Annotated in this window: 20 protein-coding genes; 14 read left to right on the forward strand and 6 right to left on the reverse strand. The window is 69.5% G+C overall.

Annotated features, from left to right (window positions below; translation table 11 throughout):
• Positions 1–13: 13 nt before the first annotated feature.
• Positions 14–496: an Lrp/AsnC family transcriptional regulator gene (locus tag DEJ21_RS01095; protein WP_035809531.1), complete on the reverse strand. Its 483-nt coding sequence runs from the start codon at positions 494–496 to the stop codon at positions 14–16.
• 134 nt (positions 497–630) lie between these two features.
• Between DEJ21_RS01095 and DEJ21_RS01100 the strand changes: the two genes are divergently transcribed.
• The 5 genes from DEJ21_RS01100 to DEJ21_RS01120 are packed head-to-tail and all read left to right on the forward strand — an operon-like array spanning position 631 to position 6,345.
• On the forward strand, positions 631–2,085 hold the full coding sequence (locus tag DEJ21_RS01100) for a gamma-aminobutyraldehyde dehydrogenase (protein ID WP_111223438.1): 1,455 nt from the start codon (positions 631–633) through the stop codon (positions 2,083–2,085).
• 30 nt (positions 2,086–2,115) lie between these two features.
• Positions 2,116–3,297 carry an ABC transporter ATP-binding protein gene (locus tag DEJ21_RS01105; RefSeq protein WP_375342389.1) on the forward strand — a complete coding sequence of 394 codons (1,182 nt, stop codon included), beginning with the start codon at positions 2,116–2,118 and terminating at the stop codon, positions 3,295–3,297.
• The gene (locus DEJ21_RS01110; protein WP_220036538.1) at positions 3,294–4,514 is read left to right on the forward strand and encodes a PotD/PotF family extracellular solute-binding protein; all 1,221 of its coding nucleotides are present in this window, start codon (positions 3,294–3,296) and stop codon (positions 4,512–4,514) included. Before DEJ21_RS01105 ends, DEJ21_RS01110 begins: the two co-directional genes overlap by 4 nt.
• Positions 4,511–5,470, forward strand: a complete 960-nt coding sequence (locus tag DEJ21_RS01115) for an ABC transporter permease (protein ID WP_111223440.1) — start codon at positions 4,511–4,513, stop codon at positions 5,468–5,470. Before DEJ21_RS01110 ends, DEJ21_RS01115 begins: the two co-directional genes overlap by 4 nt.
• Positions 5,467–6,345 (forward strand): ABC transporter permease, encoded by an 879-nt coding sequence (locus DEJ21_RS01120; RefSeq protein WP_027466954.1) that lies wholly within the window; start codon positions 5,467–5,469, stop codon positions 6,343–6,345. The genes DEJ21_RS01115 and DEJ21_RS01120 overlap by 4 nt, the downstream gene beginning before the upstream one ends.
• A gap of 433 nt (positions 6,346–6,778) precedes the next feature.
• Here the strand turns inward: DEJ21_RS01120 and DEJ21_RS18065 are convergent, their stop codons facing one another.
• Both DEJ21_RS18065 and DEJ21_RS01130 read right to left on the reverse strand, forming a co-directional pair.
• Entirely contained in the window at positions 6,779–8,068 is a 1,290-nt protein-coding gene (locus tag DEJ21_RS18065; RefSeq protein ID WP_181435744.1) for a hypothetical protein, read from the reverse strand.
• Positions 8,065–8,781: an ABC transporter ATP-binding protein gene (locus tag DEJ21_RS01130; protein WP_111223442.1), complete on the reverse strand. Its 717-nt coding sequence runs from the start codon at positions 8,779–8,781 to the stop codon at positions 8,065–8,067. The genes DEJ21_RS18065 and DEJ21_RS01130 overlap by 4 nt, the downstream gene beginning before the upstream one ends.
• Positions 8,782–8,867: 86 nt before the next feature.
• On the opposite strand from DEJ21_RS01130, the gene DEJ21_RS01135 reads away from it, so the two are divergent.
• From DEJ21_RS01135 to DEJ21_RS18515, 5 genes are all read left to right on the forward strand, one after another.
• Positions 8,868–11,453, forward strand: coding sequence for a carboxylate--amine ligase/circularly permuted type 2 ATP-grasp protein (locus DEJ21_RS01135; protein ID WP_111223443.1), 2,586 nt, complete (start codon positions 8,868–8,870; stop codon positions 11,451–11,453).
• Positions 11,453–13,309 carry an N-acetylglutaminylglutamine amidotransferase gene (locus DEJ21_RS01140; RefSeq protein WP_111223444.1) on the forward strand — a complete coding sequence of 619 codons (1,857 nt, stop codon included), beginning with the start codon at positions 11,453–11,455 and terminating at the stop codon, positions 13,307–13,309. Before DEJ21_RS01135 ends, DEJ21_RS01140 begins: the two co-directional genes overlap by 1 nt.
• A complete protein-coding gene (locus DEJ21_RS01145; RefSeq protein WP_111223571.1) occupies positions 13,309–15,240 on the forward strand; it encodes a prolyl oligopeptidase family serine peptidase in 1,932 nt (643 codons plus the stop codon). The genes DEJ21_RS01140 and DEJ21_RS01145 overlap by 1 nt, the downstream gene beginning before the upstream one ends.
• 180 nt (positions 15,241–15,420) lie before the next feature.
• Positions 15,421–16,236: a GNAT family N-acetyltransferase gene (locus tag DEJ21_RS01150; protein WP_258374806.1), complete on the forward strand. Its 816-nt coding sequence runs from the start codon at positions 15,421–15,423 to the stop codon at positions 16,234–16,236.
• On the forward strand, positions 16,140–16,337 hold the full coding sequence (locus tag DEJ21_RS18515) for a GNAT family N-acetyltransferase (protein WP_258374807.1): 198 nt from the start codon (positions 16,140–16,142) through the stop codon (positions 16,335–16,337). Before DEJ21_RS01150 ends, DEJ21_RS18515 begins: the two co-directional genes overlap by 97 nt.
• Positions 16,338–16,358: 21 nt before the next feature.
• Here DEJ21_RS18515 and DEJ21_RS01155 read toward each other — a convergent pair whose 3' ends face one another.
• Positions 16,359–17,243: an aminoglycoside phosphotransferase family protein gene (locus tag DEJ21_RS01155; protein WP_111223445.1), complete on the reverse strand. Its 885-nt coding sequence runs from the start codon at positions 17,241–17,243 to the stop codon at positions 16,359–16,361.
• A gap of 116 nt (positions 17,244–17,359) precedes the next feature.
• On the opposite strand from DEJ21_RS01155, the gene DEJ21_RS01160 reads away from it, so the two are divergent.
• Entirely contained in the window at positions 17,360–17,884 is a 525-nt protein-coding gene (locus tag DEJ21_RS01160) for an NUDIX domain-containing protein (protein WP_111223446.1), read from the forward strand.
• Positions 17,885–17,918: 34 nt separating this feature from the next.
• Positions 17,919–18,287 carry a hypothetical protein gene (locus tag DEJ21_RS01165; RefSeq protein ID WP_111223447.1) on the forward strand — a complete coding sequence of 123 codons (369 nt, stop codon included), beginning with the start codon at positions 17,919–17,921 and terminating at the stop codon, positions 18,285–18,287.
• 74 nt (positions 18,288–18,361) lie between these two features.
• Here the strand turns inward: DEJ21_RS01165 and DEJ21_RS01170 are convergent, their stop codons facing one another.
• Together DEJ21_RS01170 and DEJ21_RS18455 are read right to left on the reverse strand one after the other, a co-directional pair.
• A complete protein-coding gene (locus tag DEJ21_RS01170) occupies positions 18,362–19,999 on the reverse strand; it encodes a choice-of-anchor D domain-containing protein (protein WP_181435745.1) in 1,638 nt (545 codons plus the stop codon).
• A 599-nt stretch (positions 20,000–20,598) separates the two neighbouring features.
• Entirely contained in the window at positions 20,599–20,817 is a 219-nt protein-coding gene (locus DEJ21_RS18455) for a hypothetical protein (protein WP_220036540.1), read from the reverse strand.
• 100 nt (positions 20,818–20,917) lie between these two features.
• On the opposite strand from DEJ21_RS18455, the gene DEJ21_RS01180 reads away from it, so the two are divergent.
• Both DEJ21_RS01180 and DEJ21_RS01185 read left to right on the forward strand, forming a co-directional pair.
• Positions 20,918–21,523, forward strand: coding sequence for a GNAT family N-acetyltransferase (locus DEJ21_RS01180; RefSeq protein ID WP_111223448.1), 606 nt, complete (start codon positions 20,918–20,920; stop codon positions 21,521–21,523).
• A gap of 125 nt (positions 21,524–21,648) precedes the next feature.
• Positions 21,649–21,993: an Lsr2 family protein gene (locus DEJ21_RS01185; protein ID WP_111223449.1), complete on the forward strand. Its 345-nt coding sequence runs from the start codon at positions 21,649–21,651 to the stop codon at positions 21,991–21,993.
• Positions 21,994–22,610 lie beyond the last annotated feature (617 nt).

A 22,610-nucleotide genomic window follows, 5' to 3' on the forward strand; every position in this document is an offset into this window, starting at 1 on the left:
TCTTCGGAGATGGTCATCGCGTTCCCCAGTCGTAGAGCTGTTTGCGGAGTTGCAGGTAGACGAAGGTCTCGGTGCCGGCGACGCCCGGGATGGCCCGGATGGTGCCGTTGAGCAGTTCGATCAGGTCGTCGTCGTCCTCGCACACGACCTCGACCATCAGGTCGAAGCTGCCGGCGGTCATCACGAGGTAGTCGACCGCCGGCAGCTGCTCCAGGGCATCGGCGACGGTTCGGGTGTCGCCGCTGACCCGGATGCCGATCATCGCCTGGCGGTGGAAGCCCAGTTGCATCGGGTCGGTGACCGCGACGATCTGCATGACGCCGGTCTCGGTCAGCTTCTGCACGCGCTGCCGGACCGCCGCTTCACTGAGACCGACGGCCTTGCCGATCTCGCCGTACGGGCGGCGCCCGTCCGCCTGGAGTTGTTCGATGATCCGCTTCGAGGTGTCGTCGATCGGTCCCGGACGTCGTGGTGCTGCCGCCATGCCGGACAGCATGGCAGCGAGGTTCGGGGGGGCGCAAGGGATTCCGTTGTGAACTCCGTGTTTCGCGACGATTTCCGTTGTTACAGTTCTCCACAACCTCCGGATCCTTCTTCCGCACCGCCGGAATCCGTGTCAGTATCACCGCCATGCTGGACGCACAGAGCACGGCGACGGCGGACACCGACACCCGGGTCCTGCGGAACTTCGTCGGGGGCGCCTCCGTCGAGTCGACCGCCGACACCACGTTCGACCTGGTCGACCCGACCGACGAGCACGTCTACGGCACGTCCCCGGTGTCCACCCCCGCCGACGTCGACGCCGCCTTCGGTGCGGCCGCGACCGCGTTCGAGACCTGGCGCCGCACCACCCCCGGCGAACGGCAGCTCGCCCTGTTCCGGATCGCCGACGCGATGGAGCAGCGGGCGTCGGAGTTCGCCGACCTCGAGTCGCTCGACACCGGGAAGCCCCGCGCCACCCTGGTCGAGGACGAGATCCTGCTCTCCGTCGACCAGATCCGCTTCTTCGCCGGGGCCGCCCGGAACCTCGAGGGCCGGAGCGCGGGCGAGTACATGACCGACCACACCTCGTTCGTCCGGCGTGAACCCATCGGCGTCGTCGCCCAGGTCACCCCGTGGAACTACCCGCTCAACATGGCGGTGTGGAAGTTCGCTCCGGCGCTCGCCGCGGGGAACACCACCGTGCTCAAGCCGAGCGACACGACGCCCCTGTCGACCCTGCTGCTCGCCGAGGTCGCCGCCGAGTTCCTGCCGCCGGGGGTCCTGAACGTCGTCGTGGGGGACCGCACCACCGGCGCAGCGATGATCGACCACCCCATCCCGCAGCTCGTGTCCATCACCGGGTCCGTCCGTGCCGGCATGGAAGTCGCGCGCGCCGCCGCCGGTGACCTCAAGCGCACCCACCTGGAGCTCGGCGGCAAGGCACCCGTGATCGTGTTCGACGACGCGGACATCCCCGCGGCGGTGGCCGGCATCGTCGCCGCCGGGTTCTTCAACGCCGGACAGGACTGCACCGCCGCCACCCGGCTGCTCGTGCAGGACGGCATCCACGACGAGTTCGTGGCGGCGCTCGCCGCAGAGGCACGGCTCAACGCGAGAACCGGGTCGGACGGTTACTACGGCCCCGTCAACAACGCGAACCAGCTCGCGCACGTGCAGTCGTTCCTGGACACGCTGCCCGACCACGCGACGATCGAGCTCGGCGGCGCACGACAGGGCGACCGCGGGTACTTCCACGAGGCCACGATCGTCGCCGGTCTGCGCCAGGACGACCGGGCCGTGCAGCAGGAGATCTTCGGCCCCGTGCAGACGGTGCAGCGGTTCTCGACGGAAGAGCAGGCCCTGACGTGGGCGAACGGCGTCGAGTACGGCCTGGCGAGTTCGGTGTGGACGACCGACCACGCGCGGGCGATGCGCTTCGCCCGTGACCTGGACTTCGGCTGCGTGTGGATCAACACGCACATCCCGATCGTCGCCGAGATGCCGCACGGCGGGTTCAAGCACAGCGGGTACGGCAAGGACCTGTCCCAGTACGGCTTCGACGACTACACCCGCATCAAGCACGTCATGTCCTACATCGGCTGAGGCCGACCACCCCCTGGAGGCACCATGGCAATGACCGGAACGTTCGCCGAATCGGGAGCCGATCTCCGGCTCGACCAGATCACGAAGTCCTTCCCCGGCCACACCGCGGTGGACAGCCTCGACCTGACGGTGCCCGCCGGCTCGTTCTTCGCGTTGCTCGGTCCATCGGGCTGCGGCAAGACGACGACCCTGCGGCTCGTCGCCGGGCTCGAGGAACCCACGAGCGGCACCATCACCATCGGCGGTCAGGACGTCACCGACACGAAGCCGTACCAGCGGCCCGTCAACACGGTGTTCCAGAACTACGCGCTGTTCCCGCACATGAGCGTGCTCGACAACGTGGCGTTCGGGCTGAAGCGGCGCCGGATCCCGGACCCGATGACGAAGGCCACGGAAGCGCTGCGGCTCGTCGAGCTCGAGGGGTCGGCGTCGAAGCGCCCCGCCCAGCTGTCCGGCGGCATGCAGCAGCGTGTCGCCCTGGCCCGCGCGATCGTGAACCGGCCGGCCCTGCTGCTGCTCGACGAGCCCCTCGGCGCGCTCGACCTGAAGCTCCGCCACCAGATGCAGCTCGAGCTGAAGACGATCCAGGCCGAGGTCGGGCTCACGTTCCTGCACGTCACCCACGACCAGGAAGAGGCGATGACGATGGCGGACACCGTCGCCGTCATGAACGGCGGTCGGATCGAGCAGATGGGCAGCCCGCAGGACCTGTACGAGCTGCCGCGCACGGCGTTCGTCGCGAACTTCCTCGGCCAGTCGAACCTGCTCGAGGGTGAGGTCCGCGGCACCGATGCCGGCCTGCTCGTCGTCGCCACCGTGGCCGGCTCCATCGCGGTGCCGGCCGACCGAGCCGTCGCCACCACCGGTCGCGTCGTCGTCGGCGTCCGGCCCGAGAAGCTCAAGATCCGCACCGCCGAACCGACCCCCGAGGCCGGACGGAACATCCTCGGCCCGGGCCGGGTCGTGGACGTCTCGTTCTCCGGCGTCAGCACCCAGTACCTGGTCGACGTGCCGGGCGCCGGTCGTGTCTCGGTGTTCGCGCAGAACTCGAAGGGCGGGCCCCGGATCGCGACCGGCACCGAGGTCTGGCTCACGTGGGGCGTCGACCACGGTTTCGGTCTGGAGGCGCACCCCGCGTCCGACGCGACCGTCACCACCCAGGACGACCCGGGCCTCCAGGCCGTCCCCGCCACGGCAGGATCGCTCGCGTGACCGGCGCGGTGCCCGGTCCGGACCTGCTGCGCGGGCTGACGTCGGCCCGCGTCAGCCGACGCGGCCTGCTGGCCGGCGGCGGGGCCGCCGCGCTGGCCGCCCTGCTCACCGGTTGCAGCATCAAGGGCTCCGCCGCCGCCGGCGCCGAGGACACCGTCGACTGGGCGGCGTTCTGGAAGGACGCGAAGGCGACCGGCGCCTTGAACTTCGCGAACTGGCCGCTGTACATCGACTCCGACCACGGCAAGTCCGAGTCCCTGGCGCTGTTCAAGAAAGAGACCGGCATCGCGGTCGACTACCAGGCGGTGATCCAGGACAACGCGACCTTCTACGCGACCGTCTCACCGATCCTGCGGGCGCACGGTGCGACCGGCTACGACCTCGTCGTCATGACGAACGGGTTCGAGCTGACCCAGATGATCAAGAACGGGTTCGTGTGCGAGCTCGACCACTCGCGGCTGCCGAACTTCGCCGCGAACGCCTCGGACTCCGTGAAGGACCCCATCTACGACCCGGGCAACAAGCACTCCGTCGTGTGGCAGACCGGGTTCACCGGGCTTGCCTACAACCCGAAGTACACCGGGCGGAAGATCACCTCGCTCAAGGACCTGCAGGACCCGGCGTTCAAGGGGCGCATCGGGCTGATGAGCGACAACACCGAACTCGGGTCGCTCGGACTGCTCGCGCTCGGCATCGACCCGGAGACCTCGACGCCCGCCGACTGGCGGAAGGCCCAGGCCTGGCTGCGCGAACTGCGGCCGAGCGTCACCGGCTTCTACGACCAGAGCTACATCAACCGGTTGGAGAACGGCGACACCTGGATCACCCAGGCGTGGTCGGGCGACGTGTTCCAGGCGCAGCAGTCCGGGTTCCCCGACCTGGAGTTCGTCACGCCGGAAGAGGGGCAGATGACCTGGCACGACAACATGCTCATCCCACGGCAGGCCGAGAACCCGGTGTCGGCGCTCGAGTGGATGAACTTCTACTACACGCCGAAGATCGCCGGGATCGTCGAGGACTGGGTCAACTACGTCTGCCCGGTGCCCGCTGCCGAGGACTACGTGCGGGACGAACTCGACGACGCCACCGTGGCGGACAGCCCGCTCGTGTTCCCCTCTGCGGACGTGCTGGAGCAGTCGCACGAGTTCCGGGTGTTCGAGAACTACGACGAGTACTCGGAGTGGAACGGCATCTTCAACGCGGTGGTGCAGTCGTGAGCGCGGTCGGGGTGGCGCCGGGGCTCGGTCCCGGTGGTCCCGGTGGTTCCGGTGGTTCCGCCGGTCCGTCCGGTTCCGCGCCGGTGCGGCGGGGACGCCGTCGGAGCACACCGTTCTTCCTGGCGCTCGTCGGCACCGCGTACCTCTGTGTGTTCTTCGTCATCCCGCTGGTGTCCGGGCTGATCGTCTCGCTCATGACCGGCAACCCGGACGACGGCTACACGTTCACCTGGAACTTCGGGATCTACGGCTCGCTGTTCGTCGACCCGCAGGTGCCCTACCTGACGTTCCTGCTCCGGTCGCTCTGGTACGGCGCCGCAGCCACGATCGCCTGCATCGTCGTCGGGTACCCCGTGGCGTACTTCATCGCGTTCCGGGTGTCCCCGCGGTGGAAGAACCCGCTGCTCATGCTCGTCTTCATCAGCTTCCTGGTGTCGTTCATCATCCGGACCGACATGTGGGCGTTCGTGCTCGCGTCGCAGGGGCCGGTCGTCACGACGCTGCAGGCGCTCGGGCTGGCCGGCAAGGACTTCCACATCCTCGGCACCGGCGGCGCGGTGATCTTCGGTGACGCCTACAACGACCTGGCCTTCATGGTCCTGCCGATCTACGCCGCCCTCGAGCGCATCGACCCACGACTCGGCGAGGCCGCAAACGACCTGTACGCCGGCAAGTTCCGGGCGTTCTGGCACACCACGCTGCCGCTGTCCCGCTCGGGCATCTTCGCCGGGGTGCTGCTCGTCTTCATCGACAGCGTCGGCGACCCGGTGAACTCGGCCCTGCTCGGCGGCACGAACACGTACACGATCGGTCAGGCGATCCAGGACGCCTACTCGGGCAACCAGCAGTACAACGTCGCCGCGGCCCTGTCGACCGTGCTCATGGTCGTGCTCGGCATCATCCTGTTCATCTACGCCCGCGTCTCCGGCACCGACGACCTCGAGGACCTCGTATGACCGCCGTCGCACCGTCCCGATCCGCCGCCGCTCCGGCCTCGCCCGTGACCGGCTCGGTCGCTGGCCGCCCGCGTCGTCACGGGGTGAACCGCCGTGGGCCCTGGCTCGCCATCGTGTACTGGGTGACGATCGCGATCACCCTGGTGCCGATCGTGTACATGATCGTGTACTCGTTCAACGACGCCCCCACCAACCGGCTGTCGTTCGCCTGGAACGGTTTTACGACCTACTGGTACGCGAACCTGGTGAACGTGTCCGGGCTCGGGGCGGCGTTCGTCACCTCGGTGCTCGTCGCGTTCCTCGCCGCGATCATCTCCGTCGCGATCGGGTTGCCCCTTGCGCTGGCCCTGGAGCGGTACCGGTTCCCGGGTCGCGGCGTCGTGAACACCGTCGTGTTCGCCGACATCGCGGCGCCGTCGATCGTCGTCGGTTCCGCGTCGCTCTCGTTCTTCCTGTCGGTGGGGCTCGGCACCGGGTTCCTGACCGTGCTCATCACGCACGTGGCGTTCGACGTCGCCTACGTGGTCGTGGTGCTGCGGGCCCGGATCGCGGGGACCTCGCGGGCACTCGAAGAGGCCGCAGGTGACCTCGGGGCGACACCGTTCCAGGCCTTCCGGCTCGTCACCCTGCCGCTGCTGGCGCCGGGGATGCTCGCCGCCGGGCTGCTGGCGCTCGCCATGTCGATCGACGACTACGTGATCACCTCGTTCGTCGCCGGGCCCGCGGTCACCTTCCCGCTGTTCGTCTACGGCGCCGCGAAGGCCGGGATGCCGCCGCAGGTGCTGTGCTTCGGGACGCTCGTGTTCGCGGTGGGGCTGCTCGTCGCGCTGCTGAACGGGGCGCTGAACCGGCGGTTGGCCCGGACCCGCGGCTGAGCCATCGTCCCTGAACGTGCCGCACCGATCGCGGTCGGTGCGGCACGTCCTTGTCTCAGTCCTTCCGGGCCAGGTCGACCAGGAGCCTGGTGAGGTTCACGAGCAAGCCCGCGACCCCCAGCCAGAACACCCGACGCCTGGGCTTGGGATCGGTGTCGTTCGACATCGAGACCACCTCCGGTGTCAGCGCCGGCGGACACGAGGAGCGGTGGACCGGGATGGGCGTGCAATCGAGCCGGAGCTCGATTACACTGGACCAGAGCGTTACGACTCGGGAACGGCTGTTGCCCGTCCCGGCTTTCCACTCGGAGAGCAACTCGAAGCCCATCACCGTCCTACCGGTGGTGGGCTTCATCGTTGCCCTGGGGTCGCTTTCCGGCGGAGATGCGACCCGTACGGCAAGCATATGTGGTATTTCAGACGTCCACCGTGATCAGGGGGCGGTGTCGGCGAGCTGGGGGCCGAGTGCCCGGCGTCGGGCCTGCAACACGGGGTTGACGGTCGCGACGAGCATGATCACCAGGCCGATCGCGATCACGAACGGCACCGGCCGGAGTGGGTCGGTCCAGCTCGTCAGGGCGGTGGGGATGCTCGCGAGTGCGAACGGCAGGGCGATGAGCACCGAGGTCAGGACGAGGGCGACGGCCTCGAGGACGGCCCCGACGAGTGCGGTCCGGAACGTCCCGCCAGCGACGACGAGCAGGGCCACATCGCGCCGCCGACCCGACGTGGTCATCACGACGGTCGCGGCCCCGGTGAACAGGACGATCAGGACCGGCCCGCCGAAGATCGCCAGGCCGCCGAGGTAGTACGCCGGGGAGTCCCAGACGCCGGCAAGACCGGTGAGTGCGGCGAGCATCACGGCCAGGGCGAGCAGTGCGATCGCCGCGTGGCTCCGTGCAGCGTGGAAGCGCAGTGACTCGCGGGCGAGGAACCAGGGGGCCGTCGACGCGGGCACTGCGGCGGTCCACGCCGAGACCAGCCGGCGGCACAGCCACGGTGCCGATGTGACGACCAGGCCCATCGCCGGGACGAGGGAGAGCATCGACATCCCGCGCTCCCCGAAGAGGGTGGCGGCGTACATCGCGACGGCGAGGACGCCGAGGGACCACGCGGTGACGAGGCGGGCGCGGCCGGGGGACGTCGGCTCGATCTCGGGCTCCCGGACGGCGAGGAGCGCGGGGGTCTTCGCGGCCGCACGTGCCGCCCCGAGGGCGCTCAGCAGGACCACGAGGACGAACACCGCGAACGCGATCACGGTCTCGACGAGACCGAGTCGTGCGTCGAGCGCCGGTGTGCCGGGGTTCCGCGTGGGGGCCGACAGGAACGCCATCAGCGCACCGAGCACGGGCGGCATCAGTGCGAGGGCCGTGGCGAACGCGATGCAGGAGAGCGCGGCGACCTGGGCGAGCACCACGCGCTCGACCGACCCGGGGCCGATGCCGGCCAACTGCCAGAGTGCGTGGTCCCGGCGCTGGGTCCGGATCGAGAAGCTGACGAGCACGTTGAGGGCACCGATCACCACGATCGCGTTCATCGCCCCGAACACCAGCGCGTGGTTGCGGAGTCCGGCTGCGTCGACGGGGTCGCTGATCGCAGCTGCGGTCGAGACGTCACCCGCGCAGACCAGGGCGACGACGGCGGCGAGGACCATCACGACGAAGGACGCGGTCCACAGACGCCAGGACCGTGCCACCTCGGAGAGGACGAGTCGGGTGATCACCGGGACACCGCCCGCAGCACGTCGGACGCGGTCGGTGCGACGAGTTCGCGGTGCAGGCGGCTGTCGCGCAGGACGAGCACCCGGTCACCGCGCGCCGCCGCCTCGAGGTCGTGCGTGACCATCACCACGGAGCGTGATCCGGTGGCAGCGCCCTGCAGGAGATCGAGCACTCGCGCGCCGGACTCGGAGTCGAGGGCACCGGTCGGCTCGTCCGCGAACACCACGTCGGGGGCCGTGGCGATCGTGCGGGCGATCGCAACCCGCTGCTGCTGCCCGCCGGAGAGCTGCCCTGGTCGCTGGCGGGCCACGTCGGACAGGCCGACCGCGGCGAGTGCGTCGCGGACGGCGGCCCGGTCGACCGATCCGGATGCCAGACGCAGCGGCAGGGCGACGTTGTCGAACGCCGTCAGCGCCGGGATGAGGTTGTACGACTGGAACACGAATCCGAGGTGGTCGCGACGGAACCGTGCGAGGGCGTCCCCGCGGAGCGTCGCCAGGTCGGTGCCGTCGATGCGGACCGAGCCGGATGTGGGGGAGTCCAGTCCGGACAGGCACTGCAGCAGGGTGGACTTGCCCGACCCGCTGGGTCCGACGATGGTCACGAACTCCCCACGGGGGACGGACACCGTGATGTCGTCGAGGACGATGGCTTCCCGTTCGCCGGGGCCGCGGAACGCCCGGCACAGCCCGACGGCGGAGATGAGAAAGGTCATCGAGCCAATATATGACATATGTTACGAGCGTGAGTCGGGCGGAGCGGCGGCGGACACGCCACAGGGCACACGCGTAGGTTCCAGCCATGAGTGCAGAGCTGACGCTCGGCGCCGAGGAAGAGCTGCACCTCATCGACCTCGAGTCCGGCCGACTTTCCGCGAAGGCCCCGCGCCTTCTGCCCAAACTGCCCACCGACCGCTTCGGCGCCGAGCTGCAGCGCACGACGATCGAGACGAACACCCCGGTGGTGCGGACCCTCGACGACCTGCGGCGGGTGATCGTCGACCTGCGCAGTGAGCTCAGCGCCGCGATCGCTCCGGCCGGGGTCACCATCGCCGCCGTCGGCACCGCGCCGAGGTCGGAGTACGCCGACTTCGAACTGAGCTCCGGCGGTCGGTACGGCCGGATGCAGGAGCAGTACCGGATGCTCGTCGACGAACAGCTCATCTGCGGCCTGCAGGTGCACGTCGGGGTGAGCGACCGCGACCTGGCGGTGCTGATCGCCCAGCGGGTGGCGCCGGTGCTCCCGGTGCTGCTCGCCCTGAGCGCGTCGAGTCCGTTCTGGAACGGGCAGGACACCGGGTACGCCTCGTTCCGGAGCATCATCTGGCAGCGGTGGCCGTCGGCCGGCAGCTTCGGCCCGGTGGAGGACGCCGCCGAGTACGACCGGGTGCTCGACGACCTGATCGCCTCGGGTGTGATCGCCGACAAGAAGATGGCCTACTTCGACGTGCGGCCGTCGTCGCACGCGCCGACGCTCGAGCTCCGGGTCTGCGACGCGACGCCGGTGGTGGACGACGCCGTGCTCATCGCCGGACTCTTCCGCGCCGCGGTGCGCAAGGCCGAGAAGTCGGTCGTGTCCGGCGCCGAGTGGCACCCGCGCAGTGAACCCCTGCACCGTGCAGCGATGTGGCAGGCCGCCCGCTCCGGGTTGAGCGGGGAACTCGTCGGCCTCGGGCAGCACCCCGAACGGCTGCCTGCAGAGGTCGCGGTGCGCCAGCTCGTGTCCCGCCTGCGCCCCGAGCTCGAGGAGCTCGGCGACTGGGGCACGGTGACGGAGCTCCTCGACGCGACCCTCGCCCGCGGCAACTCCACCGACCGGCAGCGCACCGCCTACGCCGAGCGCGGGGAGATGGACGACGTCGTCGCCCTGGTGGTGGAGGACACCGCGGGGCTCCCGTCCGGACGCGACGAGGACCCGGTGGTCCCGATCCCCGGGTACCGCGTCCGCGCCGGCGACGAGGCGGTCGGCCCCGGGGCACGCCCCCGTCCGGCGTTCCGTGACCTGGCGGCGTTCTTCGACGGGTGGGACGCCGAGACCGCGATCGAGCGCTGCACCGCCCGCGACGTCTGGACCCGCGAGCACCACGTCGGCTTCGTGGTGGACGGCGGTGCGCAGGCGTTCGGCTGCGACCTGGTGCCCCGGACGATCAGCGCGTACGAGTGGTCGCAGCTCGAGCGTGGCCTGGGGCAGCGTGCCCGCGCGATCGAGCTGTTCCTGCGTGACGCGTACGGCGACCGGCGGATCGTGGCCGACGGCGTGCTGGACGCGGACCACTTCGTCGGCGCGAAGGGCTGGGACCCGGACGCCACCCGGTTGCCGGCGACCGCGGTCCGTGCGCCGGTGCTCGGGTTCGACCTGGTGCGCAACGAGTTCGGCGGCTGGCGGGTGCTCGAGGACAACGTCCGCTCGCCCTCGGGCGTCGCGTACGGCATCGCTCTGCGCGAGCTGATGGACGACGTCGTGCCGGACGCCCCGCGGCCGGCGCACCTGCGCGACCCGCACGGCGTGATCGACCGGCTGCGCCGGACCCTCTGCGCGAACACCACCGCGGTGACGGGCGCGACCGATCCCGTGATCGCACTGGTCAGCGACGGCCCCGCCGCCGGCGCGTGGTTCGAGCACCGCAGGCTGGCTGACGGTGCCGGGTTGCGCCTCCTGTCCGCGTCGGACCTGGACGTCCGTGACGGACGCGTGGTCGACGTGACGACGGGTGACGTGCTCGACGGGCTGTACCTGCGGATCGACCGCGACGTCAGTGCGCTGACCGCGGAGCACGCTCCCGACCTGGGTGCGCGGATAATCGACGCGGCGGAGGCAGGACGCGTTTACCTGGCGAACGCGCCGGGCAACGCGCTGGTCGACGACAAGGCGATGTACGTCACCGTGCCGGACCTGATCTGGTACTACCTGGACGAGAAACCCCTGCTGGCATCGGTGCCGACGTACCGCACGAGCATCGAGGTCGAACGGCTGTCGGTCCTGGACCGCGTCGGGGAACTCGTCACGAAGCCGGTCGACGGTGAGGGCGGCCGCGGGGTCCTGATCGGACCGAGCGCGAGCGCCCCCGAGGTCGCGGAACGACGGCGCGAGATCGCCGCTGACCCCGCCGGATGGGTGGGGCAGGAGGTGGTGCAGCTGTCCTCGCACCCGACGATCGGACCCGCCGGTCTCGACCCTCGGCACGTGGACCTGCGGGCCTTCGTGTACGCGACGGGGACCGGACCGGACGACGTGCACCTGGCCGACGTGGCCCTGACGCGCGTCGCGCCCGAGGGCAGCATGGTCGTCAACTCGTCGCAGGGCGGCGGCGCGAAGGACACGTGGATCGTCGGGAACGCCCCGGCGGACACCGACTCCGCCCCGGCGGACACCGAGGGAGAGCGCTGATGTGTGGACTCGCGGGTGAGATCCGGTTCGACGGCCGAGCGCCGGACGTCGGGGCGGTCGCCCGGATGACCGGCTGCATGACGCACCGCGGCCCGGACGGCGACGGCCTGTGGGCTCGCGGACCGGTCGCGCTCGGGCACCGACGGCTGTCCATTGTCGACCTGTCCACCGCGGGCGCGCAGCCGATGGTGCTGGCCGAGGCCGGGCTGACGATCGCCTACAACGGGATGGTCTACAACTACCGGCAGCTCCGCGACGAGCTGCACGGCAAGGGGCACCGGTTCGCGTCGACGTCGGACACCGAGGTCATCGCCCTGGCGTACGCCGAGTGGGGCACCGCGTTCGTCGACCACCTGATCGGGATGTTCGCCATCGCCATCTGGGAGCACGGCAGCGGCCGGCTGGTGCTGGCGCGGGACCGGCTCGGTATCAAGCCGCTCTACGTCGCGCCCGTCCCGGGCGGCCTCCGGTTCGCGAGCTCCCTGCCGGCGATCCTGGCCGGCGACGCCGGCAGCGGAGGCAACGGCAGCACGAGCGGCAGCGGCGGCACGAGCGCCGGCGGCGGCACGGGCGCTGGCGGCGTCGACACGTCCATCGACCCCGTCGCCTTCGCCTCGTACATGAGCTTCCACTCGATCGTCCCCGCACCCCGCACGATCCTGGCCGGCGTCGGCAAGCTCCCGCCCGCGACAGTCCGGGTGATCGACCCCGACGGCACCGCGCACGACACCGTCTACTGGGAGCCCCGTTTCGAGCGTGACCCCGCCAGGGCCGACTGGTCCGAGCGGGACTGGGAGCAGGCGTTCATCGGCTCGCTCCGCACCGCCGTCGAGCGCCGGATGGTCGCCGACGTGCCGGTCGGGGTGCTGCTCTCCGGTGGGATCGACTCCTCGCTCGTGGTCGGGCTGCTCGCCGAGGCAGGGCAGCAGGACCTCGCCACGTTCAGCATCGGGTTCGAGGCGGCGGGCGGTGAGTCCGGCGACGAGTTCGAGTACTCGGACCAGGTCGCGGAGCACTTCGGCACCGACCACCACCGCATCCACATCCCGTCGTCGCGCCTGCTCGACGGCATCGACGGTGCGGTCGCCGCGATGAGCGAGCCGATGGTCAGCCACGACTGCGTCGCGTTCTACCTGCTGTCGCAGGAGGTCTCGCAGCACGTCAAGGTCGTGCAGTCCGGCCAGGGTGCCGACGAGGTGCTCGCCGGCTACGACTGGTACCCGCCGCTCGCCGACGTCCCCCGCGACCAGGCCGCCGAGGCCTACCGTTCCGTGTTCATGGACCGCCGCTGGCCGGCACTGCAGGGGCTGCTCGGGGAGCGGTGGAAGAGCGACGACGACACCCCGTCGGCGTTCGTCGACCGCGAGTTCGCGCGTTCCGGAGCGGAGACGAGCGTCGACGCCGCGCTCCGCAGCGACACCACGATCATGCTCGTCGACGACCCGGTGAAGCGCGTCGACAACATGACGATGGCGTGGGGGCTCGAGGCCCGCGTGCCGTTCCTGGACCACGAGTTCGTCGAGCTCGCCGGTGCGATCCCACCCGGGCTCAAGCTGTCGGACGGCGGCAAGGGCGTCATGAAGCGAGCGTCCCGCGGCATCGTCCCCGACAGCGTCATCGACCGCAGCAAGGGGTCGTTCCCGGTGCCCGCGATCCGCCAGCTCGAGGGTCCGTACCTGGAGCGCGTCCGTGACGCGCTGCACGCACCCGAGGCGCGGGAGCGCGGGCTCTTCGACCCGGGTACGGTCGAGCGGATGCTCCAGGACCCGAACAGCACGCGGACCGAGATCGGCGCGAACGCGCTCTGGCAGCTCGGCCTGATCGAGATGTGGTTGCAGCAGCAGGGGGTGCGGTGATGCAGCCGGGAGGCGCGGCGAGCGTCGCGGCGTCGGCCGACGTCCGCCCCTCGGTCACCACCAGGGCCGCGGCCGACCTGGGTGAGCGGCTCGCCGCCGCCTGGGGGTCGTGGGGCCCCACCATGACCCGGAACGCCCGGCGCGTGGCGTTCGTCTCCGACCGGCACGGCACCCCCGAGGTGTTCGTGCAGGACGTCGTCGTCGACGGCGAGGTGCCCGAACCCGTCCGGATCGCGCTGTCCGACGACCCGGTGATCCGGGTGTCGTGGTCGTCCGACGGGGAGTGGCTCGCCGTGGCCATCGCGACCGACGGCGGCGTGAAGCAGCAGGTCTGGGTGGTGCGGCCGGACGGCTCCGACGCCGCGCAGATCGCCGGCTCGCGGTACCAGCACGCCGAACTCGGACCGTGGAGCCGCAGCGGGCACCGGGTCGTCATCACGCTGCCCTCGACCGAGCCCGAGCAGCCGGCCCGTGCGTACCTGGTCGACCCGGTCACCGGGGACCGCGACGACCTGGCCGTCGGGGAACTCATCCACATCCTCGACCTGTCGGTGGAGGAACGGCTCGTCGTGCTGAGCGACGGGCAGCGCGGTCAGGAGTTCGTCGTCGTGGTCGACCGGCTGACCGACGAGAGCCACGCCCTGTTCGCCGACGACCCCGACGGGTCCGCCGAGATCGCGTTCCTCCGGCCCTCGCCCGCGAGCGAGACCAGCCCGCTCGTCGCCTACGTCGCCACCGAGGCCGGACTGCCCCGCCGCGGACTCGTCGCGCAGCCGGTCGGGCCGCACGGCTGGCGCGGCACACCGCGGCGGATCGTCGAGCGCGACGACGCCGAGCTCGAGTACCTGGACGCCGACGACGCCGGCCGTACCCTGCTGCTCGTCTGGAACGTCGACGGTCGCAGCGAACTCGACCTCATCAACACGCACGACGCCTCGCGCACCCCCGTGCCGGACCTGCCCGGGTACGTCGTGACCGACCCCGTGCTCAGCCGTGACGGCCGGAGCGTGCTGCTCGCCGTCGAGGGACCGACCCGGCCGCGCGAACTGTGGCGGCTCGACACGAACGCGCTGACCTGGAGCCGGGTCACCGACGTGCCGGTGCTGCCGGACGTGCAGCTGGTCGAGCCGACGCTCGAGCGGTTCGCCGCCCGCGACGGACTGGAGCTGACCGGGTGGCTGTACCGGGCCGTGGAGCCGACCGCGTCGGGGACGGGAGCCGACGTCGGAACGCATGTCGTGCCTCCCGGCCGCGCAGCGCTCGTCCACCTGCACGGCGGACCGGAGTCGCAGGAACGACCCACGTTCTCGCCGCAGCACCAGGCGCTCGCCGCCGCCGGGGTGACCGTGTTCGCGCCGAACATCCGCGGGTCCTCCGGGTACGGCCACGAGTTCGTGCACGCCGACGACCTGGCGCTGCGGTGGAACGCGCTCGCCGACGTCGTGGACTGCGCGCGGTTCCTGGTGACCAACGGGTACGCCGAGCGTTCCCGCGTCGCCGTCGAGGGGCGCTCGTACGGCGGGTACGCGACCCTCGCGTCGTTGGCGTTCACACCCGAGGTGTTCGCGGCCGGGGTCGCGGTGTGCGGGATGAGCGACTTCGCGACCTTCTACCGGGACACCGAACCGTGGATCGCGGCCGCTGCCGCGACGAAGTACGGCCACCCTGTCGAGGACGAAGCCCTGCTCGAGGCACTGTCACCGATGCGGGCGATCGACGACGTCACGGCGCCGTTGCTCGTCGTGCACGGGGAGCTCGACACGAACGTGCCCATCGGTGAGGCGCACCAGGTCGTCACGGCGCTGCGGGAGCGGTCGCACGACGTGGAGTACCTGGAGCTCGAGGGTGAGGGGCACGAGTACCGGCGGGCGTCGTCGCAGGCGCTGCTCGTGCGGCGGATGGTCGAGTTCGTGGCGGCGCGGCTGGGGTGAGGCGGGGCGGGGTGCTCGGCCTGGTGCGAGGTTCCGTACTCCGTGCGGCGCACGTGCCCCCGCACCGAGCACGGAACCTCGCACGGGCCGTGGGCCCCCTCGCACCGTGCGAGCCGCGGCACGGCGTCACCGGGTGCAACGATGCGCCGGCGGCGCTCGCCGCGGGCGGAGAATGGTGGGATGACGACGACTGCGCCGACCTCGACCGCGCTGCCCCGACCCGGAGAGGTCCTCGTGGCCTCGGCAGCGGACGTCGAACTGGTCGTCCACCGTGCCACGAACCACTACGCCTCCGGTGTCGTCGCGGACACCGCCGGGTGGGCGGACGGCGATCGACGGCGGATCGAGGACCTCGGGTTCCGCGGCGGAGACTCCCGCGGCGAGGCGCTCCGGACGCTCGACCTGACGATCGCCGACGACGGCACCCCGACACGCATGCTCGACGCACCCGCCATGGCCGCGCTGAACAGCCACCATGCGCGGTTCGCCGAGCGGCGCGGCGACGTCGTCCGCTACCAGACCGACGTGTCGGTGTGGACGGGGATCCCCGCGCAGCCCACCGCGCAGGACTGGGAGGACGTCCGGGCGCTGCTCGGGTCGGGCGGGATGCTCGGCGTCGGTGCGGCTGCCGTCCTGCCCGAGGGGTGGGAACTCGTCGAGGGTGCCGGCGGCGTGCAGTTGACCGGTGAGGCGATCGAGGGTGCACCGGACGACGAAGCCGTCGTGCTGACGCCCGACGACGTGCAGGAGATGACCGCCCTGGTGGAGCGGACGAAGCCGGGGCCGTTCCTGCCGCGGACGATCGAGCTCGGCACGTACCTGGGCATCCGGCGGGACGGGCGGCTCGTCGCCATGGCGGGGGAGCGCCTGCACCCGCCGGGTGGACCGAGATCAGCGCGGTGTGCACGGACGAGGCGTACCGGGGGCAGGGGTTCGGGCGGCGGCTCGTGCTCGCCGTCGCGCACGGGATCCGGGAGCGTGGGGAGACCCCTCTGATGCACGCGGCCGCCGGGAACACCGGGGCGATCGGGCTGTACCAGCACCTCGGCTTCCGACTGCGGGACCGTGGGGCGCCGCGGTTCGTGCGGGTGCCGTGAGCTGCGTTCCGGTCTGACGGGTCAGAACGCGGCGAGGGCGCGGTGGAGCATGTCGTGGCCCTGGGCCTCGAAGCCCTCGTCGCCGACCGCGTATGCCCAGGTCGCGGTGCCCACTGCTTCGCGGAGTTGGAGCCAGCGCCACGCGTCCGGAGTGCGCGGATCGTCGCCGTACCCGTCGAAGAACGCCTCCTCGAGGGCGGGATCGTGCTGCCAGTGGAGCACCGCGAGGCGGGTGAGGTCGAAGGACGCGGGGCGCCAGCCGAACCGGCCGAAGTCGATGACGCGCAGCCTGCGGTCGTGGTCGTTGCGGTCGTCGCGGGCGTCGTCGTCCACGATCCAGTTGCGCGGGTGGAAGTCGCCGTGGGTCGGGACGAGGGACTGCGTCGTGTGGTCGGTCGGGAGTGCGCGCAGTGCCGCTCGTGCCCGGGCGACCACTTCGTCCGGGATCCGGTGCGGGGCGTCGAGCGCCGCCAGTGCCTTCGCCTGCTCGTGCTGCAGGAACGTCGGGTCGTGGCGGGTGTCCTGGTCGTGCAGCCGTCGGAGCACTGCCCCGGCCTGACGGTGGACGTCGGTGTCGTGCTCGTCCGGGGTCCCGAGGGCGAGGTGCCCGGGGACGCGTTCCAGCACGAGGACGCGGTGCTCCTCGTTCGCGGCGACGAGGGCACCGGCGTCCCCGCTGGCTCGGAGTGCAGCGGTGGCGGTGCGGTGAGCGTCGAGCTCGCGGGGGAAGTGCGTGTTGGTCGGGCCGGAGGCCTTCACGGTGAAGCCGTCGTCGCCAGCGCGGACGTGCAGGACCTTCGTGTCGAGGAGCCCCCAGGAGTCATCGGCCACGATGACGGCATCGGGGAGTGTCTGCTGCACGAACGCGATCTGCTCGTCGTCGAGTCCGGTGTCCCCCCAGTGCATGGCGGCACGTTACCGTCCTGCTCCGACCACTGGAACCCCTCGACCACGTCTCGGCCGCCGATCCGCTGCCACCGCATGTTGACGTTCCGCGTGCCGGTTCGTCCTACGCTGGCGGTGTGGACGAGTGGTGGGATCTTGTTGACGCGGCCGGGGCGCCGATGGGTGGGACGTTCCGGGACGGTGACGCGGGTTGGCCGGGTGGGGCGTTCCATCTGGTGGTCACGGTGTGCGTCTACCGAGCCGACGGAACCGTCCTGCTCACGCAGCGGGCTCCGACGAAGGAGTTCGCCTTCGGGTGGGAGTTCCCCGGTGGGAGCGCGTTGGCAGGCGAGACTGGTCCTGCAGCTGCGTGCCGAGAGCTGCTCGAGGAGACTAACGTCACAGTCGAGCCCGAAACTCTGCGCCGCGTCGGCCGCTTCACCGAGGACACGGCGCTCGTGGACCTCTTCGTCGTGCAGGAGCCGAGTGGTTCAGCGGTGCTAGCGGATCCGACCGAGGTGATGGATTGGCGCTGGGTCTCCCTGTCGGAGGTGACAGCGCTTCGCCAGAGTGGGGTGATGGCAGAACCATGGGGACCGCGGCTGGATGCGCTGTGGCCAGCGGCGACGGCATCGATCCTCGCCGCCCGCATGGCACTCTGATGACATCCGAGAGACGGACCAGAACAGGAGCCCGATGGCGTCCCGCATCCAACGCGCACCGCTCGGCGACCGCGGCGCGCTGTGGAACCTCGTCCTCATCTGGGTCGTCATCGTCGTCGGGCTGCTCGCCGCGATCGGCTGCGTCGGCTACATCCTGAACGAGAGCCTCATCTCGTACAGCACTTGCGCCGCCCGCACCGTTTCCTGCGGGGATGCCGGCTGGTACAGCAGCATGGGCCTCACCTTCTTCGGCGGTTTCGCGGCAGTCATCACCGGCGGAGCGTTCGGCCTCCGCCGCCACCACCGCGCCGGCGGCGTCTGGTACCCGCTCGCCGGCCTCGGCGGCGCGCTCCTGCTGACCGCGCTCGCCGTCGTCATCCTCAAGGCGGCGACGAACACGTAGATCGCCGCACCTTGCCGTCGCGGCAGTCGGGATCGGACGGCCGTAGTCCCCGTTTCAGTGAGCCATCGACACTGCTATCCGATGGTGACCTGCCTGCTGTACGACGGCATGCCCTTGCCTGCTGCGTTCACCGGGGTGACGGAGACCATGTTGCTCCCGGCGGACAACCCTGTGAGCGTCAGAGGGCTCGACGTTCCAGTCACACTGTCTCGGTAATCGGAGAGGATGTAGCTCGTGATGGGCAGGCCCCCATCACTTGCTGGCGCGTCGAACGACACGGTGACGGAACCGGGCCCGGTCGTCGTCCCGGTGATGGTGGGACGCCCTGGAGCCATCACGGTCATCGGCGCGGTCCCGAAGGACGTCGTTCCCGCCTTGCTGACGTTTCCCGTTGCGTCTACGGCGAACACCGCGATGGTGTACCGCTGGCCGGTCGGGAGCCGCGGCACCGCCGCGGAAGCGCCGGTGACCACCAGCGGCACACCGCTCTGGACGGTCGCGCCAGCACCGTCGCCCTGCACGAGACGAGCGACGACCGACGTTGCGTCCTTCGATGTGGACGACGTCCACTTCACCTTCGTCGGTGTTGCTGAACCGACCCGGATCCCGGTCGGGGCTGCCGGTGCCGTGACGTCGGACCGTGCTTGCCACTGCAGCGTGCCGTGCTGTGCGATCTTGTCGACGCAGTACTGCGTGAACGACATGTCGACCGTGTCCGGCAACCCGCTGACGGGGTCGAGCTTGAACTGCTTCACCGTCATCGTGCCGTTGGTGTCGCATCCGTACCCGTCGACGGTTGTGACGATCGAGTACTTCCCACTGATCGTCGTCTTCGTCGTACCGAGGGGAAACACCTTGCCGTACGGGCCTTCGAGGCGGACGCTGACGATGCCGCCGCTGCCGTCGAGGTCATCCGCCTTGAACCACCAAGCGAGTGCGCTGTACGAGATCGACATCGCCGTTGAGCCGGAGGTTGCCTTCGTCGTCTTGCCCTTGTTGACCATGTCCTTCCCGGAGGAGGTGATCATCGTCTTCCCGAGGAACGCCGAACCGGTCAACGCCACCGTCTGCGTTGCTCCGCCGACCGGCACGTTCACCACAGCGGTGGCGGGACCAGCGGTCCTCGGTCGGAAGTTGATGTTGAACGTGCAGGTCGCGTCGGCTGCGAGGGTGGCTTCGCAGGTGCTGTTGCTGACCGAGAACGACCTCGCGTTCACCCCCGTGACAGCCGGCTTCCCCATAGTGACCGGTGCTGCGCCGGTGTTGTGCACAGTCTCGACCTGGGTTGTCTTCGGCAACCCGATGAACGTCTTCGTGAACACGACGTTCCGTGCGCCCAGGATCACAGAGCCGGCAGCGTCCTCGCCGAACCGGAATTCGCCGACGCCCGGGACGACCGCGTCGAACCTGGTGATCTGACCGTTCGTCGGGTCGGACGCGAGGTCGAGGATCGAGAACTCGCCGTAGATGTACGTTCCGTCGATCTCGAGCGTCGGCTGCTTCTCGCTGTGCGGGTGGTTGCCGTCGAGCCAGTAAACCCCCGTCGTCAGTGGCTTCCCTTCTGGAGGGCTCAGCGTGAACGAACCGCGACCCGTGCCGGTCGTGCGAGCGTTGATCCCTCGAGTGGTGTCGGCGTCGGTCAGGACGACGCTGTCCCCGTCAGCGAACTCGGGTTCGCCCTTCGTCTGGTACCACGGGGACAAGATCTGCAAGACGCCCCCGCTCGCCGTGGCAGCGTTCGCCTCCGACGTGCCGACGGTGGTGAAGAGTCCTGCGGTGAGAAGTGCAACAGCACCGATGGCTGCTGAGCGGGCGATGCGCCGCATTGCGTAGTCCGTTCTGTCCCGGAGCACGCTCCCGGGTAGAGCGGCAAATGAACATTACTCCGCACTCAGGCAGGTACGCGCCGTGAGGCGACGGCATACCGCCTCCCCCTACCGCCAGCTTTCCGCCGCGCTGCTCGACCTGCACTTGTGCGCGCTGCTTCGACGTTCAACAGGGCGGTCCGGCATCGAGTTGAGCGCGGGGCCGGTGGTCGGCCCCATCGCCTTCTTCTTCTGCCGTGAGGTACGCGGTGATGTCGAGGGGGTGAGTCCGCGCCGCCGGACCTTTTGCCACAGTTCGACGCTGGCCCGTCCTCGTCCGGAACGGTCGTCCCTCGCGGACAAGGCACCTCGCGCCCCTGCTCCACGCAGCCGAGCGTCCGGTAGCCGATTCTCAAGCGGGCAGACTTTGCGATGCCTGACGTCAGCGTTGAGCAGCGATGGACTGTGCGCCGTCGACGAATGCCGTGATGCGCTCCGAGAAGCGGCTAGCTTCCCAGGATGTGCACGGCGGTGGGTGCCAGGTCGGTGATGACGCAGAACGCCACGTCTGGGCGGCGGTAGAACCGGGCCGTTGATAGCGGCAGGATCGCGATGCCGGCACCGCCGGCGACGAGTTCCAGCTTCTCCTCAACGGTTCGTGACCTGCGCTGGGTAGCGCCTTCGAGCGCACGCCGAACGGGCGTAGCGGTGGACCATTCGGGCACGGCTGCCGGGTCCTGCAGGACGAGGCCACCCTTGGGAATATTGAAACCTCCAAGAGCCACAGCGACCCACGTTCAAGCACGCCAGCCGTAGCGTGAAGCCGTGGACGATATCCGATCTGACAGCTACCCGTTGCATCCAGCCTTCGACCCCGACCTCGCGGCGTGGCTCACTTCGCTGGAGGAACTCACCTCATCCGAGTTCACAATCCGGCAGGCAACAGCAGATTCCGGGGACGCTCGTTGGATGAAATATCTGCAGGGCGCCTGCGAACGAATCACGGTCCAATCAGCAGCCAGCAACGACAAAACGATCGCTGCCCAGCGGGTGCTCTTCGCGATGATCGAGGAGACAGCTGTCGGGTTCTGCGTGTCGATGTCCGGAACCACCGGATTGGATCCGGTATTCGTCCAGCTCGTGGGGGTGGTGGGGGCAGTACGTGGACGTGGCATCGGCACTGCACTGATGAACGCCGTGGCAGAGCAGACCAGGTGCCGGACGATTGCCTTCGCCACCCAGGACGACAATCTGGCAGCGCGACGCATGAGCGAGCGTTTTGCAGCATCGATCGGCGCTGAGCTCCGACGAGTGAACCTCGGCACGTACAAGGACGAGAGCCTCGGGATCCGACGCGGTCTCGGCTACCGTGCCTGGACGATTGAGCGGCCTCACCCAACTGCAGACAGCGTGACAACGAGCATGGGTTAGGCGCCCGGTCCAGCAGCCCTGTCCCCGGCTCACCCGAATCTGACTTCGCCCTGAGTCTGCAAAGACGCGCGCCCGACGAGATATCTGACACAGTAGAGGCAGCTCCCAATCGAAAGGTATATCCCATGTCGCAGAAAGTCACCACTCACCTGGTCGATGACCTCACCGGCGACACCATCGAGGAAGGCAAGGGGCGCACGGTGTCCTTCTCCTTCGATGGCGGGCACTACGAGATCGATCTCACCGATGACAACGCTGACGCGCTCCGCGAGGCATTCTCTGACTACATCGCTGCCGCGCGGAAGGTCAGCGGCCGCGCCGGGCGTACCAGCTCCGGGGGCGCGCCGAAGCGTGGGGACTCCGAAGAGCTCGCGAAGATCCGCGAGTGGGCCAGGGCGAACGGCCACGAGGTCTCCTCCCGCGGCCGCATCAGCCAGGCAGTCCGCGAAGCGTACGACGCCGCGCACTGACGCCACTCCCCCACGCAGAACAGCCGGCCACCCCTCGAGGTGGCCGGCTGTTCTCATTCGCGCCGATACTGGACTCTTATGCCAGTTGCCCTGCAGTCGACGAACTTGGCTTCCAGGAACCCGCTCCACTCACCTGCAGCGGGGCGGACGAACGTAACTTCATCATCGAATTCACCCGCTGACCGCTCCGAGTTCGGCGGGAGACGCGGGTTCTTCGTGTGCCGCAAGCCCGATGCCAAACGTCACTGTCCACGTACACATTCTCACGATGGCACAGCACCCACTTTTTCAAAACTAGCCAATTCAGCTCGCCTGCGGCTGCAAACTAAGAGGGAGGGGCAAGCCCCTCCCTCTTAGTTTCCTACTCAGTTGAATGTATAACTAACTCCCATTGGAGCAAACACTGAATAGAGCACGAACAAACTAATTACAAGCGCAAAGATACCTGCAGCGATTGTCACGCGCAGGAGGACCTTATCGCGCCGAAGTGGCGCAATGAGAAGCGCCACCATTGCAACGATCGTCCCAAGCCCCGGAAATATAGCCGTTGCGAGCAACACAACCACAACAATAATTACCGAAACCGATATTCGAACCACAAGTTGATTTCGCTTAAA

It is taken from the genome of Curtobacterium sp. MCSS17_006 (genome assembly GCF_003234215.1).
GTDB lineage: Bacteria > Actinomycetota > Actinomycetes > Actinomycetales > Microbacteriaceae > Curtobacterium > Curtobacterium flaccumfaciens.

What these genes read in the sequence shown, in the direction of transcription:
- DEJ21_RS01095 (WP_035809531.1), bottom strand. Translation starts at nt 496, where the DNA reads ATGCTGTCCGGCATGGCGGCAGCACCACGACGTCCGGGACCGATCGAC.
- DEJ21_RS01100 (WP_111223438.1), top strand. Translation starts at nt 631, where the DNA reads ATGCTGGACGCACAGAGCACGGCGACGGCGGACACCGACACCCGGGTC.
- DEJ21_RS01105 (WP_375342389.1), top strand. Translation starts at nt 2,116, where the DNA reads ATGACCGGAACGTTCGCCGAATCGGGAGCCGATCTCCGGCTCGACCAG.
- DEJ21_RS01120 (WP_027466954.1), top strand. Translation starts at nt 5,467, where the DNA reads ATGACCGCCGTCGCACCGTCCCGATCCGCCGCCGCTCCGGCCTCGCCC.
- DEJ21_RS01130 (WP_111223442.1), bottom strand. Translation starts at nt 8,781, where the DNA reads ATGACCTTTCTCATCTCCGCCGTCGGGCTGTGCCGGGCGTTCCGCGGC.
- DEJ21_RS01135 (WP_111223443.1), top strand. Translation starts at nt 8,868, where the DNA reads ATGAGTGCAGAGCTGACGCTCGGCGCCGAGGAAGAGCTGCACCTCATC.
- DEJ21_RS01140 (WP_111223444.1), top strand. Translation starts at nt 11,453, where the DNA reads ATGTGTGGACTCGCGGGTGAGATCCGGTTCGACGGCCGAGCGCCGGAC.
- DEJ21_RS01145 (WP_111223571.1), top strand. Translation starts at nt 13,309, where the DNA reads ATGCAGCCGGGAGGCGCGGCGAGCGTCGCGGCGTCGGCCGACGTCCGC.
- DEJ21_RS01150 (WP_258374806.1), top strand. Translation starts at nt 15,421, where the DNA reads ATGACGACGACTGCGCCGACCTCGACCGCGCTGCCCCGACCCGGAGAG.
- DEJ21_RS01155 (WP_111223445.1), bottom strand. Translation starts at nt 17,243, where the DNA reads ATGCACTGGGGGGACACCGGACTCGACGACGAGCAGATCGCGTTCGTG.
- DEJ21_RS01165 (WP_111223447.1), top strand. Translation starts at nt 17,919, where the DNA reads ATGGCGTCCCGCATCCAACGCGCACCGCTCGGCGACCGCGGCGCGCTG.
- DEJ21_RS01185 (WP_111223449.1), top strand. Translation starts at nt 21,649, where the DNA reads ATGTCGCAGAAAGTCACCACTCACCTGGTCGATGACCTCACCGGCGAC.